13 protein-coding genes are annotated in these 13,212 nt (G+C 59.8%); 4 read left to right on the forward strand and 9 right to left on the reverse strand.

Translation table 11 applies throughout. The features are described 5' to 3' along the window. Both ACM6IT_RS06760 and ACM6IT_RS06765 read left to right on the forward strand, forming a co-directional pair. Entirely contained in the window at positions 1-585 is a 585-nt protein-coding gene (locus ACM6IT_RS06760; RefSeq protein ID WP_414917733.1) for a hypothetical protein, read from the forward strand. Between the two features lie 126 nt (positions 586-711). Continuing rightward, entirely contained in the window at positions 712-1,356 is a 645-nt protein-coding gene (locus tag ACM6IT_RS06765; RefSeq protein WP_414913606.1) for a tyrosine-protein phosphatase, read from the forward strand. A gap of 41 nt (positions 1,357-1,397) precedes the next feature. On the opposite strand, the gene ACM6IT_RS06770 is transcribed toward ACM6IT_RS06765, so the two are convergent. Beyond that, positions 1,398-1,685, reverse strand: a complete 288-nt coding sequence (locus tag ACM6IT_RS06770; protein ID WP_056726735.1) for a YheV family putative zinc ribbon protein — start codon at positions 1,683-1,685, stop codon at positions 1,398-1,400. Next, positions 1,682-3,733 (reverse strand): oligopeptidase A, encoded by a 2,052-nt coding sequence (gene prlC, locus ACM6IT_RS06775; protein ID WP_414913605.1) that lies wholly within the window; start codon positions 3,731-3,733, stop codon positions 1,682-1,684. The genes ACM6IT_RS06770 and prlC overlap by 4 nt, the downstream gene beginning before the upstream one ends. 88 nt (positions 3,734-3,821) lie before the next feature. Between prlC and ACM6IT_RS06780 the strand changes: the two genes are divergently transcribed. Both ACM6IT_RS06780 and ACM6IT_RS06785 read left to right on the forward strand, forming a co-directional pair. Next, positions 3,822-4,367, forward strand: a complete 546-nt coding sequence (locus ACM6IT_RS06780) for a gamma carbonic anhydrase family protein (protein WP_414917734.1) — start codon at positions 3,822-3,824, stop codon at positions 4,365-4,367. A 26-nt stretch (positions 4,368-4,393) separates the two neighbouring features. After that, a complete protein-coding gene (locus ACM6IT_RS06785) occupies positions 4,394-5,044 on the forward strand; it encodes an HAD family hydrolase (protein WP_414913603.1) in 651 nt (216 codons plus the stop codon). Between the two features lie 67 nt (positions 5,045-5,111). On the opposite strand, the gene ACM6IT_RS06790 is transcribed toward ACM6IT_RS06785, so the two are convergent. From ACM6IT_RS06790 to ACM6IT_RS06820, 7 genes are all read right to left on the reverse strand, one after another. Beyond that, on the reverse strand, positions 5,112-5,735 hold the full coding sequence (locus ACM6IT_RS06790; protein WP_414917735.1) for an ABC-type transport auxiliary lipoprotein family protein: 624 nt from the start codon (positions 5,733-5,735) through the stop codon (positions 5,112-5,114). Then, a complete protein-coding gene (locus tag ACM6IT_RS06795; protein WP_056726740.1) occupies positions 5,732-6,670 on the reverse strand; it encodes an MlaD family protein in 939 nt (312 codons plus the stop codon). Before ACM6IT_RS06795 ends, ACM6IT_RS06790 begins: the two co-directional genes overlap by 4 nt. Position 6,671: 1 nt before the next feature. Next, positions 6,672-7,475, reverse strand: coding sequence for an ABC transporter ATP-binding protein (locus ACM6IT_RS06800; protein ID WP_223542692.1), 804 nt, complete (start codon positions 7,473-7,475; stop codon positions 6,672-6,674). Further along, the gene (locus ACM6IT_RS06805; protein ID WP_056726742.1) at positions 7,472-8,620 is read right to left on the reverse strand and encodes an ABC transporter permease; all 1,149 of its coding nucleotides are present in this window, start codon (positions 8,618-8,620) and stop codon (positions 7,472-7,474) included. The genes ACM6IT_RS06800 and ACM6IT_RS06805 overlap by 4 nt, the downstream gene beginning before the upstream one ends. A 54-nt stretch (positions 8,621-8,674) precedes the next feature. After that, positions 8,675-9,703, reverse strand: coding sequence for a DUF5924 family protein (locus ACM6IT_RS06810; RefSeq protein ID WP_056726743.1), 1,029 nt, complete (start codon positions 9,701-9,703; stop codon positions 8,675-8,677). Positions 9,704-9,843: 140 nt separating this feature from the next. Further along, positions 9,844-11,220: a M16 family metallopeptidase gene (locus ACM6IT_RS06815; protein ID WP_056726744.1), complete on the reverse strand. Its 1,377-nt coding sequence runs from the start codon at positions 11,218-11,220 to the stop codon at positions 9,844-9,846. A 56-nt stretch (positions 11,221-11,276) separates the two neighbouring features. Further along, positions 11,277-12,935, reverse strand: coding sequence for a Na/Pi cotransporter family protein (locus tag ACM6IT_RS06820; RefSeq protein WP_056726745.1), 1,659 nt, complete (start codon positions 12,933-12,935; stop codon positions 11,277-11,279). Positions 12,936-13,212: the final 277 nt, after the last annotated feature.

The raw sequence follows: 13,212 nt of genomic DNA on the forward strand, positions 1-13,212 counted from the left end.
ATGTGGACACCCGGCGATACAGGTGTATTTCTACAGCGGATAGAAACACCGGGAATTGATAAGGTAATTATAAAGTTAGCAAGAAAACAATCGGACGATAGTGCCGACCAGCGATCTTTCAACCTCTACAGCAATGTCACGACAATGACCTTGCACATAAAGCCTGAGAACATCGAAGAGTACAGACTAGACTACGATCCATGGTCTGACATTAACGTAACTCCAGACCGAAGTATTGATGATAAAGATATCGACGCCATTACCAAGCTGGCTCTCGCCTTCTACAGTCAACCGATAATTGCTCCTGGCGACGGAGCTTTTCTCTCTCTTGAACCAGAGGATCTTGTTGATATCTTTGATCCAGACAAACCAATTGAACCTGTCCCTCCTCCGATAATCGGGGTGCAAATTGAAGTGCTGGATATGGAAGATAGTGATCAACCGGAGTTCGACTATTTCATGACAGCATTATCCGTGGACAATGGAGCAAATTTTAAAGTACGAAGGATCAATCCCCATTCCGGTATCTTTTACGTCCCGGGGATGGATGACTTGGTCAAATCATTCATCAAACTCAAATTGTAAGTCCATGCCAGTCACCTCAGACAACACCCTTTCACGTTTCATTGACAGTCCTCTCACAGGCCTTTGACCGCTCAGGGTTGAAGCTGGACTCCAACATCCTTTCTCTCCCTGAACGGTCACTCGGGCATGTCCTTACTGCGCTTTATCCCTGCGATGTGCCTGTTGCTGGTCGCATTGTTCAACCTCACACCAGCTCTTGCCGCCGACAGCATCTCGACTCGCCCAACAGACTGGGCGCAACCAGTCGAGGTCCAGTACAACCTTTTCCAGATGTCGCCTACGCTGTACCGCAGTGCGTTGCCGGACAGTGGGGCATTGCCGTTACTGGAAAGACTCAGGGTCGGCACGGTGGTCAGTTTTCTGCCCGAGTCAGACGCGAGCTGGTTGTCCACGGCAAAAATCACCCAAGTTCATTTGCCTTATCGAACCAACCACGTAGATGACGCAGACATACTCAAGGCACTGCGTACCATTCAAACCGCCGAAGCCAACGGTCCAGTGCTGATGCACTGCAAGCATGGCTCCGACCGGACCGGACTGATAGCGGCCATGTACAGGGTGGTGGTGCAGGGCTGGACCAAGGAAGAGGCACTGAACGAAATGACCCAAGGCGGCTTTGGCGACAGCACCCACTTCAAGGACGGCATCCGCTACATGATGCAGGCTGATGTGGAAAAACTGCGCACTGCCCTGGCCAATGGCGACTGCAGCACCAGCCCGTTCGCCGCGTGCTCGATGAAGAGCTGGTTCAAGTCCGCTCACATCGAATAAAAAAGCCCCCGCTGCATGGCGCAACGGGGGCTTTTTTTCACTCAGTGTTGTTCGTCAGGCTTTTTCTTCAATTTCGGATTCGGGAAGAACTGAACCGCCTGAACCTTGGTGTCGGCAGGTTTGGGTGCGCTGGTGTTAACCCGCGTACCCAACTCCTTGGGCACCGAAAGCCCTTGCTCATTAAGTGTGTCGGAGTAACCGCAGGCCACGCACTCTCGGTGCGGGACCTGGTCTTCATTCCACATCATCAATTTGTCCGGCTCGCTGCATGCCGGGCAGACCGCCCCGGCGATAAAGCGTTTTTTCGTAATCACAGGTCCCTCACTCATGCTGCCGCGTCCTCACTCAGGCCGCTGTGGCGCAAGAGTGCGTCAATTGATGGCTCACGACCACGGAAGTCGACGAACAGCACCATCGGCTCCTGGGAGCCGCCACGGGCCAGGATTGCTTCGCGGAACGCACGACCGGTATCGGCGTTGAGCACGCCTTCTTCTTCGAACTTCGAGAACGCATCGGCCGACAGTACTTCAGCCCATTTGTAGCTGTAGTAACCCGCTGCGTAACCGCCAGCGAAGATGTGAGCGAAGCTGTTAGGGAAACGGTTGTAGGCCGGTGGACGCATCACCGAGACTTCATCGCGCACGCCTTCAAGCACTTGCAGCACGCTGCGGCCGTCGCCGTGGGTAGCGTGCAGTTCGAAGTCGAACAGCGAGAACTCCAATTGGCGGACCATCATCAGGCCGGACTGGAAATTTTTCGCCGCGAGCATTTTCCCGAGCAGATCCTGGGGCAGCGGTTCGCCGGATTCATAGTGACCGGAAATCAGCGCCAGTCCTTCCGGCTCCCAGCACCAGTTTTCCATGAACTGGCTCGGCAGCTCGACCGCATCCCAGGCCACGCCGTTGATGCCGGACACACCAGCATGCTCGACGCGGGTCAGGAGGTGATGCAGGCCGTGACCGAACTCGTGGAACAGGGTGGTGACTTCGTCGTGGGTCAGCAGCGCAGGCTTGCCGCTGTCGGCCGGGGTGAAGTTGCACACCAGGTTGGCCACCGGGCTTTGCAATACACCGCCAGCGGTGCGACGACGGTCGCGGGCGCCATCCATCCACGCACCGCCACGCTTGTTGGCGCGGGCGTACAGGTCGAAGAAGAAGCGGCCGACGTGCTGGCCGTTTTCCTTGATTTCAAACAGGCGGACATCCGGGTGCCAGGTGTCGAAACCCTTCTGTTCGGCAATCTCGATGCCGTACAGGCGCTGGACAATGGCGAACAGGCCACTGAGCACCTTGTCGATCGGGAAGTAGGCGCGCAGGGCTTCCTGGGCCACGCTGTAGCGTTGTTCACGGAGTTTTTCGCCGTAGAAACCGCTGTCCCAGCTTTGCAGATCCGGGCAGCCCTGTTCAGCGGCATAAGCCTTGAGCTGCTCAAGATCCTGGGTGGCGAACGGCTTGCTGCGCTTGGCCAGGTCACGCAGGAAGCTCAGCACCTGATCGCTGGACTCGGCCATTTTGGTCGCCAGGCTCAGCTCAGAGAAACTGCTGAAACCCAGCAGCTTGGCCAGTTCCTGACGCAGGTCGAGGATTTCTTCCATGACCGGGCCGTTATCGTTCTGGCCGGCATTCGGGCCCTGGTCCGACGCACGGGTGCAGTAGGCCGCATAGACTTCTTCACGCAGTGCGCGGTCCTGGGCGTAGGTCATCACCGCGTAATAGCTCGGGAATTCCAGGGTGATCAGCCAGCCGTCCAGGTCCTTGGCCTGAGCCGCGGCGGCCATTTGCGCCTTGGCCGAGTCGGTCAGGCCGGCGAGGGCTGCTTCATCGGTGATGTGCTTGGTCCAGGCTTGAGTGGCATCGAGCAATTGGTTGGAGAAACGGCTGCCCAGTTCGGACAGCTTGCTCTGCACTTCGGCGTAACGCTTCTGTTCGGCTTCCGGCAGGTCGATACCCGACAGACGGAAGTCACGCAGGGAGTGTTCCAGGATAGTTTTCTGCGCCACGTCGAAACCGGCGGCCTCCGGACTGTTGGCCAGGGCTTCGAAAGCCTGGAACAGTTCGCGGTTCTGACCCATTTCGGTGGAGTAGGCGCTCAAGGCCGGCAGGCACGACTCGTAGGCTTCACGCAGTTCGGCGCTGTTGCACACGGCATTGAGGTGGCTGACCGGGCTCCAGGCGGCGCCCAGGCGGTCGTTGAGTTCGTCCATCGCCAGCACCAGGCCAGCCCATGTTGGCTGTTTGACCTGGGTCTTGAGGATCTCGACGATGGCGACACGGTTGTCAGCCAGGATCTGTTCAATGGCCGGTTGTACGTGTTCGGCGCGGATGGCGGAGAACGGCGGCAGGTCATAGGACTGCAAAAGAGGGTTGTTCACGCTCACGGTTGATACCTTGGCTGGAGAAACATGCAGCCATCTTAATTACAATCGACGTTCACCGCAGCTATCAGCAACAGAGAGAAACCCTATCGTGAACCTTCGCAAGTATCAGAACCACACGCCGCTGCTGGGTAAAGGCGCTTTTGTCGACGGCTCGGCGGTGGTGATCGGCGACGTTGAAATTGGCGAAGACAGCTCGGTCTGGCCGCTGACCGTGATCCGTGGCGACATGCACCGCATCCGCATCGGCGCGCGCACCAGCGTGCAGGATGGCTGCGTGTTGCACATCACCCACGCCGGGCCGTTCAACCCGGACGGCTTTCCGTTGCTGATCGGCGATGACGTGACCATCGCCCACAAGGTCATGCTGCATGGTTGTTCGGTAGGCAGCCGGGTGTTGATCGGCATGGGCAGCATCGTCATGGACGGCGCAGTGGTCGACGATGATGTGATCATCGGTGCCGGCAGCCTGGTGCCGCCGGGCAAGCATCTGCAAAGCGGCTTCCTGTATGTGGGCAGTCCGGTGAAGCAGATCCGCCCGCTGACTGACAAGGAGCGCGCCTTTTTCACCTACAGCGCGGCGAACTACGTGAAGCTCAAGGAGCTGCATCTGACCGAAGGCTACGACCAGCTTTGACCCGGCCCCCTTATTCAGGATTCGACATGCATTACCAAACCGTTTTGTTCGACCTCGATGGCACCCTGACGGACCCGCGCGAAGGCATCACCCGTTCGATCCAGTTCGCCCTGTGCAAACTGGGTATCGATGAGCCGGACCTGGCGAAACTCGAACACTTCATCGGCCCGCCGCTGTTGCAGGCGTTCATGCAGTTCTACGACTTCGACGAGCCGAAGGCGTGGGAGGCGGTGAATTTCTACCGCGAACGCTTCAAGGTCACCGGTCTCTACGAAAACCGCGTGTTCGATGGCGTCATGCCGCTGCTGGAAACCCTGGGCGGACAAGGGCGTCAGTTGTACATCGCTACCTCGAAACCCTGGGTGTTCGCCCGGGAAATCGCCCGGCATTTCGACTTTGCCAAACACTTCAAGGTGATTTACGGCAGCGAACTGGACGGCACCCGGACCAACAAGGTCGAGTTGATCGCTCACCTGATGGCCGAAGAAAGCCTGGACCCGGCCAACACCCTGATGATCGGCGACCGCAAGCACGACCTGATCGGCGCGCGCAGCAATGGCCTGGACGCGGCGGCGGTGGGCTACGGGTTCGGCAGCCATGAAGAGTTGAGCGCCGAAGCGCCGGCGTATCACTTTGAAACGCTGGCTGAGTTGCATCAGGCGTTTTTGCAGCGCTGATAAGGCCGACACAAATCAACTGTGGGAGCGGCGGTGCGGCGATCCCACAGGGGGACTGTGTTCTTCCTCAAGGTCTCGGCGGTGGCGCCAATTTCTGCCCTTGCTCAACCGCCCAGTTCACCACCTGCGCGGTCAACTGATCGTTCGCCTGACCGAACCCGACCACCACCGCCGGAACCTGCACATCGCTGAGTGGCTGGCGCACTTCAAAGCGGCGGCTAGCGAGGATGCGCTGGTCATAACTGCGCACCAGCAATGCATCCAGACGCACGACCGCGCTGGCATTCATGCCCTGGTATTCAGTCTGGAACGCCTGCAGGCTGCCGCCCAATTCAAGATCGGTCTGGAAAATGCTGTCATCGGTGCTCAACAATGGCACCCGTCCGTCATACTGGAAACCTTCCAGCAGACGATTGCGCACCAGCACCGGAGCCGGGTCGCTCCAGCGTGAACCCTTGTAGTGGCTGATCACATCACCTTGGGGAATCACGGCAATGTTCGGACTGTTCAACGCTTCGCTGGACTGGAATTTGCTCAGGCGCAGCGACCAGCGCTGCGGCGTGCCATGGCTGGCCGATGCACTCTGGGCCGATGGCAATCGATAGACCTCGAAGGGCTCGGGCTTGGGCAGGATCGAGCACGAACTGATCAGCGTGAAGCCAGCGACGAGGGCAATCCGAATCAGCTTCATGGTGTGAATTCCTTGGTCTTGTCACTGCCCAGCAGGTAACCGCTGGGGTTGGCTTCCAGGCGTGTGGTAATGGTGCGCAACGAACTCAGGGTTTCGCGCATCTCGCGAACGGCCGGGCCCAGGCCATTGAGGCCTTGCATGCCGCTGTTGAGCGAATCCTGATTGGCGGTGATCAGTTTGTTGAGGGTGGCACTGCTCTCCTGCAGCGACTTCATCGCCTGCTCGGCGCTGCCCAGCGCCTCCTTGCCATGCTCGTTGAGCAGCCCGTTGGCATTGCGCATCAGCGCCGTGGTCTGCTCCAGCATGGTGTTGGCCTGCTTGCCCACCGACGCCAGTTGCTGCATGGCCTGGCGAATATCGCCGCGCTGATCGGCAATGGCCCCGGTGGTTTGCTCCAGGTGCTCCAGGGTATTGCTGATGCGCTCGATGTTTTCCGTGGAGAACATCAGGTTGGCGTTATGCATCAGCGTGGTCACCCCGGCCATCAGGTCTTCGCTGTCATTGAGCAGGCGGGCGATGGGCGAGGGCGAGGCGACGATGGTCGGCAGGTTGCCATTCTTGCCCTTGAGTGTCGGGCTCTGTGGCGTGCCGCCGCTGAGCTGGATGATCGAAGTCCCGGTGACGCCGGTCAGGGCCAACTTGGCATTGGTGTCTTCCTTGACCGGGGTATCGCCGGCCAGGCGAATTCGCGCCAGCACCCGGCGCGGGTCTTTCGGGTCCAGGCGCAGCGAGATCACATCGCCGACCTTGATCCCGCTGTATTGCACCGAGCTGCCCTTGGACAAACCGCTGACCGCCTCGTTGAACACGACTTCGTAGTCCTTGAACTCGGTGTCGACACTGGACTTGGCCAGCCACAGGCCGAACAGCAGCGCGGCCGTCACCACAATAACGGTGAACAGGCCGATCAATACATGATGGGCTCGGGTTTCCATGTCAGACCTCATTGAGCTGTTGGGCGGCCGTCAATGCCGCGCGGCCGCGAGGGCCATGGAAGTATTCGTGAATCCACGCATCGTCGGTTTCCGAGACCTTGTCGATGGCATCCGCCACCAGCACTTTTTTCTGCGCCAGCACCGCCACCCGGTCGGTGATGGTGTAGAGCGTGTCGAGGTCGTGGGTCACCAGAAAGACACTCAGGCCCAGGGCATCGCGCAGGGTCAGGATCAATTGGTCGAACGCGGCAGCGCCGATCGGGTCGAGACCGGCGGTGGGTTCGTCGAGAAACAGGATGTCCGGGTCCAGCGCCAATGCCCGGGCCAGGGCGGCGCGCTTGATCATGCCGCCGGACAGCGACGACGGGTATTTCTCCGCCGCCGACAGCGGCAACCCGGCCAGGGCCATTTTCACCGCCGCCAGGTGCTCGGCGTCGTTGCGGCTCAAGCCGGCGTGTTCGATCAGCGGCAGGGCGACGTTCTCGGTCACGGTCAGCGAAGAGAACAACGCGCCTTTCTGGAACAGCACGCCGAATCGCCGCTCCACCAGCGAACGCTCGTGTTCGGACAAGGTCGGCAGGTTTTTCCCGAAGACTTTCACCACGCCTTCGCTGGGCTGGCGCAACCCGACAATGCTGCGCAGCAGCACCGATTTGCCGCTGCCGGAGCCACCGACCACGGCGAGGATCTCGCCCTTGTACAAGTCCAGGTCGAGGTTTTCGTGCACGCTCTGGCGGCCAAAGCGGTTGCACAGTCCACGGACTTCAATCACCGCCTCGGAGGGCGCTCGGGGGATACGACTCACCAACCCATCTCCATGAAAAACATCGCGGCAATCGCATCCATCACGATCACTACGAAAATCGACTGCACCACACTCGACGTGGTGTGCGCGCCCACAGACTCAGCGCTGCCGCTGACCTTGAAGCCTTCCAGGCAACCGATGGCGGCGATGAGGAAGGCGAACACCGGCGCTTTGACGATCCCCACCAGAAAGTGCTGAACGCCGATGTCCGTTTGCAGCAGCGACAGGAACATCGCCGGCGAAATATCCAGCGCCACCGCGCAGACCACGGCACCGCCGATAATCCCCGACAGCATCGCCAGGAAGGTCAGCATCGGCAGGGCGATCAGCAACGCCAGGACCCGCGGCACCACCAGCAACTCCACGGGGTCGAGGCCCAGGGTGCGGATGGCATCGATTTCCTCGTTGGCCTTCATCGACCCGATTTGCGCCGTGAACGCACTGGCGGTGCGCCCGGCCATCAGGATTGCAGTCAGCAACACACCGAATTCGCGCAGGAAAGCAAACCCCACCAGGTCCACGGTGAAGACGGTGGCGCCGAAAGTGGCCAGCACCGTCGAGCCGAGAAACGCCACCACGGCGCCCACCAGAAAAGTCAGCAAAGCAACGATGGGCGCGGCGTCGAGACCGGTCTGTTCGATGTGGGCGATCATCGGCGTGACGCGCCAGCGCTTGGGACGGAACAGGCCACGGGCGATGGTTTCGATGATCAGGCCGACGAAACCCAGCAGTTGCAAGGTGTCCTGCCAGACGGTGTCCACCGCGCGGCCAATACGGGTCAGCAACTGAATGGAAACGCTGACTTCCGGTTCCTTGATCGGTACGCAGAAATCGGTCAACGAGCAGTAGACGGTTTGCAGCAATGCACGATCGGCGGCAGAGAGTGTGCAATCAGGGTGTTCGGCGGAACGGCCGAGGCGCTCGGAGCCGAGCAGCTCGACCAACAGCGAGGCGCCAGCGGTGTCGAGGGCGCCTAGACCATTGAGGTCGATCGGGGTGTTGACGTCGTACTGGCCATGGAGTTTTTCGCTCAACAGCTTGAGGTCAGCGTAATGGGCAAGCGTCCAGTCGCCCGTCACCCGCAACCGCGCAGGGGTAATCGACGTGTCCAATCGGGCGTTGCCGGCCATCGTGCTGCTGATCATAAGCTCCGTGCTTGTTCAGTGATTACGCAGATTTACGTAATAGCACGAACCGGATTACTTTTCTTTGATCGCTGTGCTGTCCGTGACTTTGAAACGCAGCACGCCGATGACCTGGCCATCTTCGGTCAGCACCCGAACCTGCCATTTGCCGGCCGGGTTGCCCGGGAAGTTCTGCTTGTGGGTCCAGGCCCGGTAACCCTCCTTGCGCCCGCCACGAATATCCAGGGGGATGCGGTCGACCTCTTTACCGTTGAACTGCCAGACGTGATAAATCCGCTCGTCCAGGCCACGCGGGGCATTGATCGCGGTGTATGCGTAGAGCCCGCCATTGCGAATCTGCTCGGCGCTGACTTCGTCGAGGCTGGCGCCCGGCGTGCGGTCTTGCATCTGCGTGCTGATGGCCACATCGGTCATCCACAGCGTCGCTGGCGGCACCCACGAACGCAGCTCCCAACCAACGGCGCCGATGCCCAGGGTGATACTCAAGATCGCCAGCGCATTGCGCAGGGTACGAATCGGGAAGATCGACGCCAGGCTCGGGAACGACAGCAGCACCGAGATACCCAGTGCCCATTTGAAACTTTGCGCGGTGGTCAGGTGCATGATCACCGGCAAGGCGGTGAGCAGCGCGGCGAACAGGGTCAGGGTGTGCAGGGCCAGAAACGCCCAGCGCCGTGGGGCCAGCCATTTGTAGTAGAGCGGGTCGATGATCGAAATCAGCGCCGCGACGCCGAGCAGCCCGGTGAAAAACAACTGGCCACTGTTCCACGTCGTAGTGATGAAGAAGAACGGCAGGACAAAGAACAGGCTTTCCTGATGGATCATCTGCGTTGCGTAACGCAGCAAGGGTTCCGGGATTTCTCGCTTGAAGATGCGCTTGAACAGCTTGGTCAGGCTGTTTTCCAGCATCAGCCAGATCCAGCTGATCAGCATGATGGTGGTGATCCAGCTCGCCAGGCCTTGCTGGCGATCGACCAGAATGAAACTGCCCACCCCCGAGATGAAACCACAGAGCGCAATGACCCCAGGGTACCGCTTCATCAATTCGAGGATGCGCTGTACGAAAAAGGTCAGGTTTTGCATTCGGCGGTTTCACAGTCGTCGTAGGAAAAAACCTCGACAGGGTACCGCTGGTGCGGCTCTGTGGCGAGGGTTCACGGTCAGTTACACCATGCACCTGGGGGAACCGGCAAGGCCTCTCAGTCCGTTGTCACCTGGAATGGTTATTTCCTGCTATGCAAACGCCAGCCCACCAGCATCAACACGATCAAGCCCGTCCCACCGACCGCCAGCCACATCAACTGGTCATAACTGAACAACGGTTTCTCGATCCGCAAATACCCCGGTTGCAGGAGCAACTCACGCACGGCCTTGTTCGCTTCTTCCAGGGTCACCCCTTGCAGCTCCCGGGTCGGGTTGGTGAAGCGACCGTCCTCGTAGTTGCCGATGGCGCTCCAGTAGTAGTCGGCCAACGCGCTGTTGCCTTGCACGGCCCAGGACTGGCGGGCAATTGCGGCCTGCTTGAGGCGGTTGAAGGTATCAGCATTGAGGCCATCCTTGAGCAGTCCGGCCTTCAGGTCCTCAAGTACTTGTTCGGCATCGGCCACGTCGTCGCGTTCAAGGTCGGCATTGAGGCTCATGAACCCCACGCCGCCGAACACCTCGCGCTCCGCCCACGGGCCGTAGGACAAACCGTGAGCCAGGCGCAACTGGCGATAGAGCGCCCAATCCAGATAGTCCTTGAGCAAATCGAAGGTTTCATCGTGCCCATCCTCCAGTACCGGCTCCGGCACCAGCCAGTGTAACTTGGCGCCGTTGCCGACCAGACCGTGGGTCAAGGTGCGTTCATGGGCGGCGCTGGCCTGGATTTGCGGCAGCGGCGGATGCTCGCCAGGGGTGATCGCTTCCAGCGCGCCATACGCCCGCTCCAGATAGGCCGGCAGCAACTTGTCGAGGTCGCCGACCACGATCAGGGTCATGTTGTTCGGCGCATACCAGTCCTTGCGCACCTGCTCCAGCTGTTCACGGGTCAGGTCATTGACTTGCGCACGCTCCGGGCACTTGAGGCCCAGCTCCACGGCCAGTTGTTTGCTGGCCGTGTGACCGAGGTCCTGTCGATCGAGCCAGCGTTGCAGGTGCGAGTAGTGGCCGCCGTCTTCACGCTCGACCACTTGCTTGGCCGCGTTGATGGCGTTGTCGTCGAAGCGGGTCTGGGTCAGCAGCGCCAGCAACAGGTCAAGCACCTTGCGCTGGTTTTTCGCCGGGGCTTCGATGACGAAGGTCGTATCGGCATTGCTGGTGAACGCGTTCCACTCACCGCCCAGGGCCTGCATGCTTTCTTCCAGGCCGCCTTCGCCGCTGGCGTCGATTCCGCTGAACAACAGGTGTTCCAGCAGATGCGGCAGCTCCTTTTCTTCACACTTGAAATCGTCCAGGCCAACGCCGACCACCAGCCGGATCGCCACATGCCCGCGGTCAGTGCCGGGTTTGAGCAGCAACTGCAAACCGTTGCGCAGGGTGTAGCCCTCGACCTGGAAGCGATCCAGAGCGAATGACGGGAATGAGCCAAGTAACAGGCAAGCGAACAACAGACAACGCATAACGAGCTTCCGTACGGCTGGCGTAAGTTCAACAGACTTCAGGCAACTGCGGACGTTCAGGGTGAATGAGTGATGTCGCTCAAATCGTCGACCACCAGCGCACCTGTCTCCGATGTTTCCAGCACCACGTAGGCACTGCTGCAAAACAGCGAATTCAGACGTTTCATGTCGGCGATCAGTTCCAGGTGCAACGAACTGGTTTCGATACTTTGCACGATTTTTCGTTGCAAGCGGCTGACATGAGCGTGGGCCAGGCGCCGTTCCTGTGCGCGGAAACGACGTTTTTCACGCACCAACTGGCGGGCACTTTCCGGGTCGCCACTGAGAAACACCGACATCCCGAGCCGCAGGTTGGAGATCAACTGAGTTTGCAGCCCGGTCAATTCGTCCAGCCCGACTTCGGAAAACGACCGGCGCTGCGAGGTTTTCTGCTGCTGGACCTTGCGCAGCATGCGTTCGATCAAGTCGCTGGCCAGTTTCAGGTTGATCGCCAGTTCGATGATTTCCGCCCAGCGCCGGCTGTCCTGATCGCTGAGATCTTCCCGGGGCATTTGCGCCAGGTACAACTTGATCGCGCTGTAGAGCGCTTCGACATCGTCGGTCAGGCGGCGCATTTCCTGGGTGACGGCGGTTTGCTTGCCGTGCAAAACATCCAGCATGGCTTCAAGCATGTTGTCGATCAGGTCGCCCATGCGCAGGGTTTCCCGGGCCGCATTGGCCAGCGCCAAGCCAGGGGTGACCAACGCCGTCGGGTCAAGATGCCGGGGCTTGGCCGTACCGTTGGCCAGCGGGCGCTCCGGCAGCACCCAGGCACAAAACCTGGCCATCGGCCCAACGCTTGGCAGCAGGATCAGGCAACGCGCGATGTTGTAGAGCAGGTGAAAGCCGATGACCATTTCCTGAGGGCTGAAATCCAGGCCATCGAGCCAGTGCACCAGCGGATCGAGCACCGGAATGATCAATAAAAGACCAATCAGTTTGTACAGCAGGCTGCCCAGCGCCACTTGGCGCCCGGCGGCGTTCTGCATGCTGGTGCTGAGGAAAGCGAGTACACCACTGCCGATATTGGCACCGATCACTAGCCCGATGGCCACCGGCAAGCTGATCACGTTGGCGCCCGCCAGAGTCGCGGTAAGCAACACAGCGGCCAGGCTGGAATAGGAAACCATCGCGAACAGCGCGCCGACCAGGGCGTCGAGCAGGAGGTCGCCGGTGAGCGAGGCGAAAATCACCTTCACCCCTTTGGCATGGGTAATCGGGTGCGCGGCTTCGACAATCAGTTGCAACGCCAGAATGATCAACCCCAAGCCAATGGCGACACGGCCCATCTGCCCGAGTCGGGTCTGCTTGCGCGACAGAAAGAAAATCACCCCGGTAAAAATCAGCAGGGGCGACAACCACGACAGATCGAACGTCAGCACCCGCGCCATCAAGGCCGTACCGACATCGGCACCGAGCATGGTGACCAACGCCGGCGTAAGCGCCATCAGGCCCTGGCCGACAAAGGAAGTGACCAGCATGGCGGTGGCGTTGCTGCTCTGAACCATCGCCGTCACAGCGATTCCGGAGAGGAAAGCCAGCCAGCGGTTGGACATGTTATGGCTGATGACATGCCGCAAGTTGGTGCCGTAGACCCGCAGGATGCCGGTTCGGACGATGTGCGTGCCCCAGATCAGCAGGGCCACGGCAGAAAGCAAATTGAGCAGGGTGAGCATAATGACCCCCTGTGGTGTAGCGCCCCAAAGGAGCAAGTTGACGGTACCGCGCAACGTTCTACGTTCTGTACTTAAGCTGTAGTTGGCTAACGGTCTGCGCGCCAGCATCGCATAGCCAAAGAAGGGATTGAAACAAAACTGTCATGAAATCCCGTTCATGCAACCCGCCAAAAAACAAAATGGGAGCGAGCCTGCTCGCGATGAGGCCATCAGCTCCAACATTGATGTTGACTGACAGACCGCCATCGCGAGCAGGCTCGCTCCCACAGGGTGTTGC

The sequence above is a fragment of the Pseudomonas sp. IT-P4 genome, from assembly GCF_949767755.1.
Taxonomy (GTDB): domain Bacteria; phylum Pseudomonadota; class Gammaproteobacteria; order Pseudomonadales; family Pseudomonadaceae; genus Aquipseudomonas; species Aquipseudomonas monachiensis.

Bases quoted from the DNA above. Each gene is read 5' to 3' on its own strand.
- ACM6IT_RS06760 (WP_414917733.1), top strand. From the start codon at position 1: ATGTGGACACCCGGCGATACAGGTGTATTTCTACAGCGGATAGAAACA.
- ACM6IT_RS06765 (WP_414913606.1), top strand. From the start codon at position 712: ATGTCCTTACTGCGCTTTATCCCTGCGATGTGCCTGTTGCTGGTCGCA.
- ACM6IT_RS06770 (WP_056726735.1), bottom strand. From the start codon at position 1,685: ATGAGTGAGGGACCTGTGATTACGAAAAAACGCTTTATCGCCGGGGCG.
- ACM6IT_RS06785 (WP_414913603.1), top strand. From the start codon at position 4,394: ATGCATTACCAAACCGTTTTGTTCGACCTCGATGGCACCCTGACGGAC.
- ACM6IT_RS06790 (WP_414917735.1), bottom strand. From the start codon at position 5,735: ATGAAGCTGATTCGGATTGCCCTCGTCGCTGGCTTCACGCTGATCAGT.
- ACM6IT_RS06795 (WP_056726740.1), bottom strand. From the start codon at position 6,670: ATGGAAACCCGAGCCCATCATGTATTGATCGGCCTGTTCACCGTTATT.
- ACM6IT_RS06805 (WP_056726742.1), bottom strand. From the start codon at position 8,620: ATGATCAGCAGCACGATGGCCGGCAACGCCCGATTGGACACGTCGATT.
- ACM6IT_RS06810 (WP_056726743.1), bottom strand. From the start codon at position 9,703: ATGCAAAACCTGACCTTTTTCGTACAGCGCATCCTCGAATTGATGAAG.
- ACM6IT_RS06815 (WP_056726744.1), bottom strand. From the start codon at position 11,220: ATGCGTTGTCTGTTGTTCGCTTGCCTGTTACTTGGCTCATTCCCGTCA.
- ACM6IT_RS06820 (WP_056726745.1), bottom strand. From the start codon at position 12,935: ATGCTCACCCTGCTCAATTTGCTTTCTGCCGTGGCCCTGCTGATCTGG.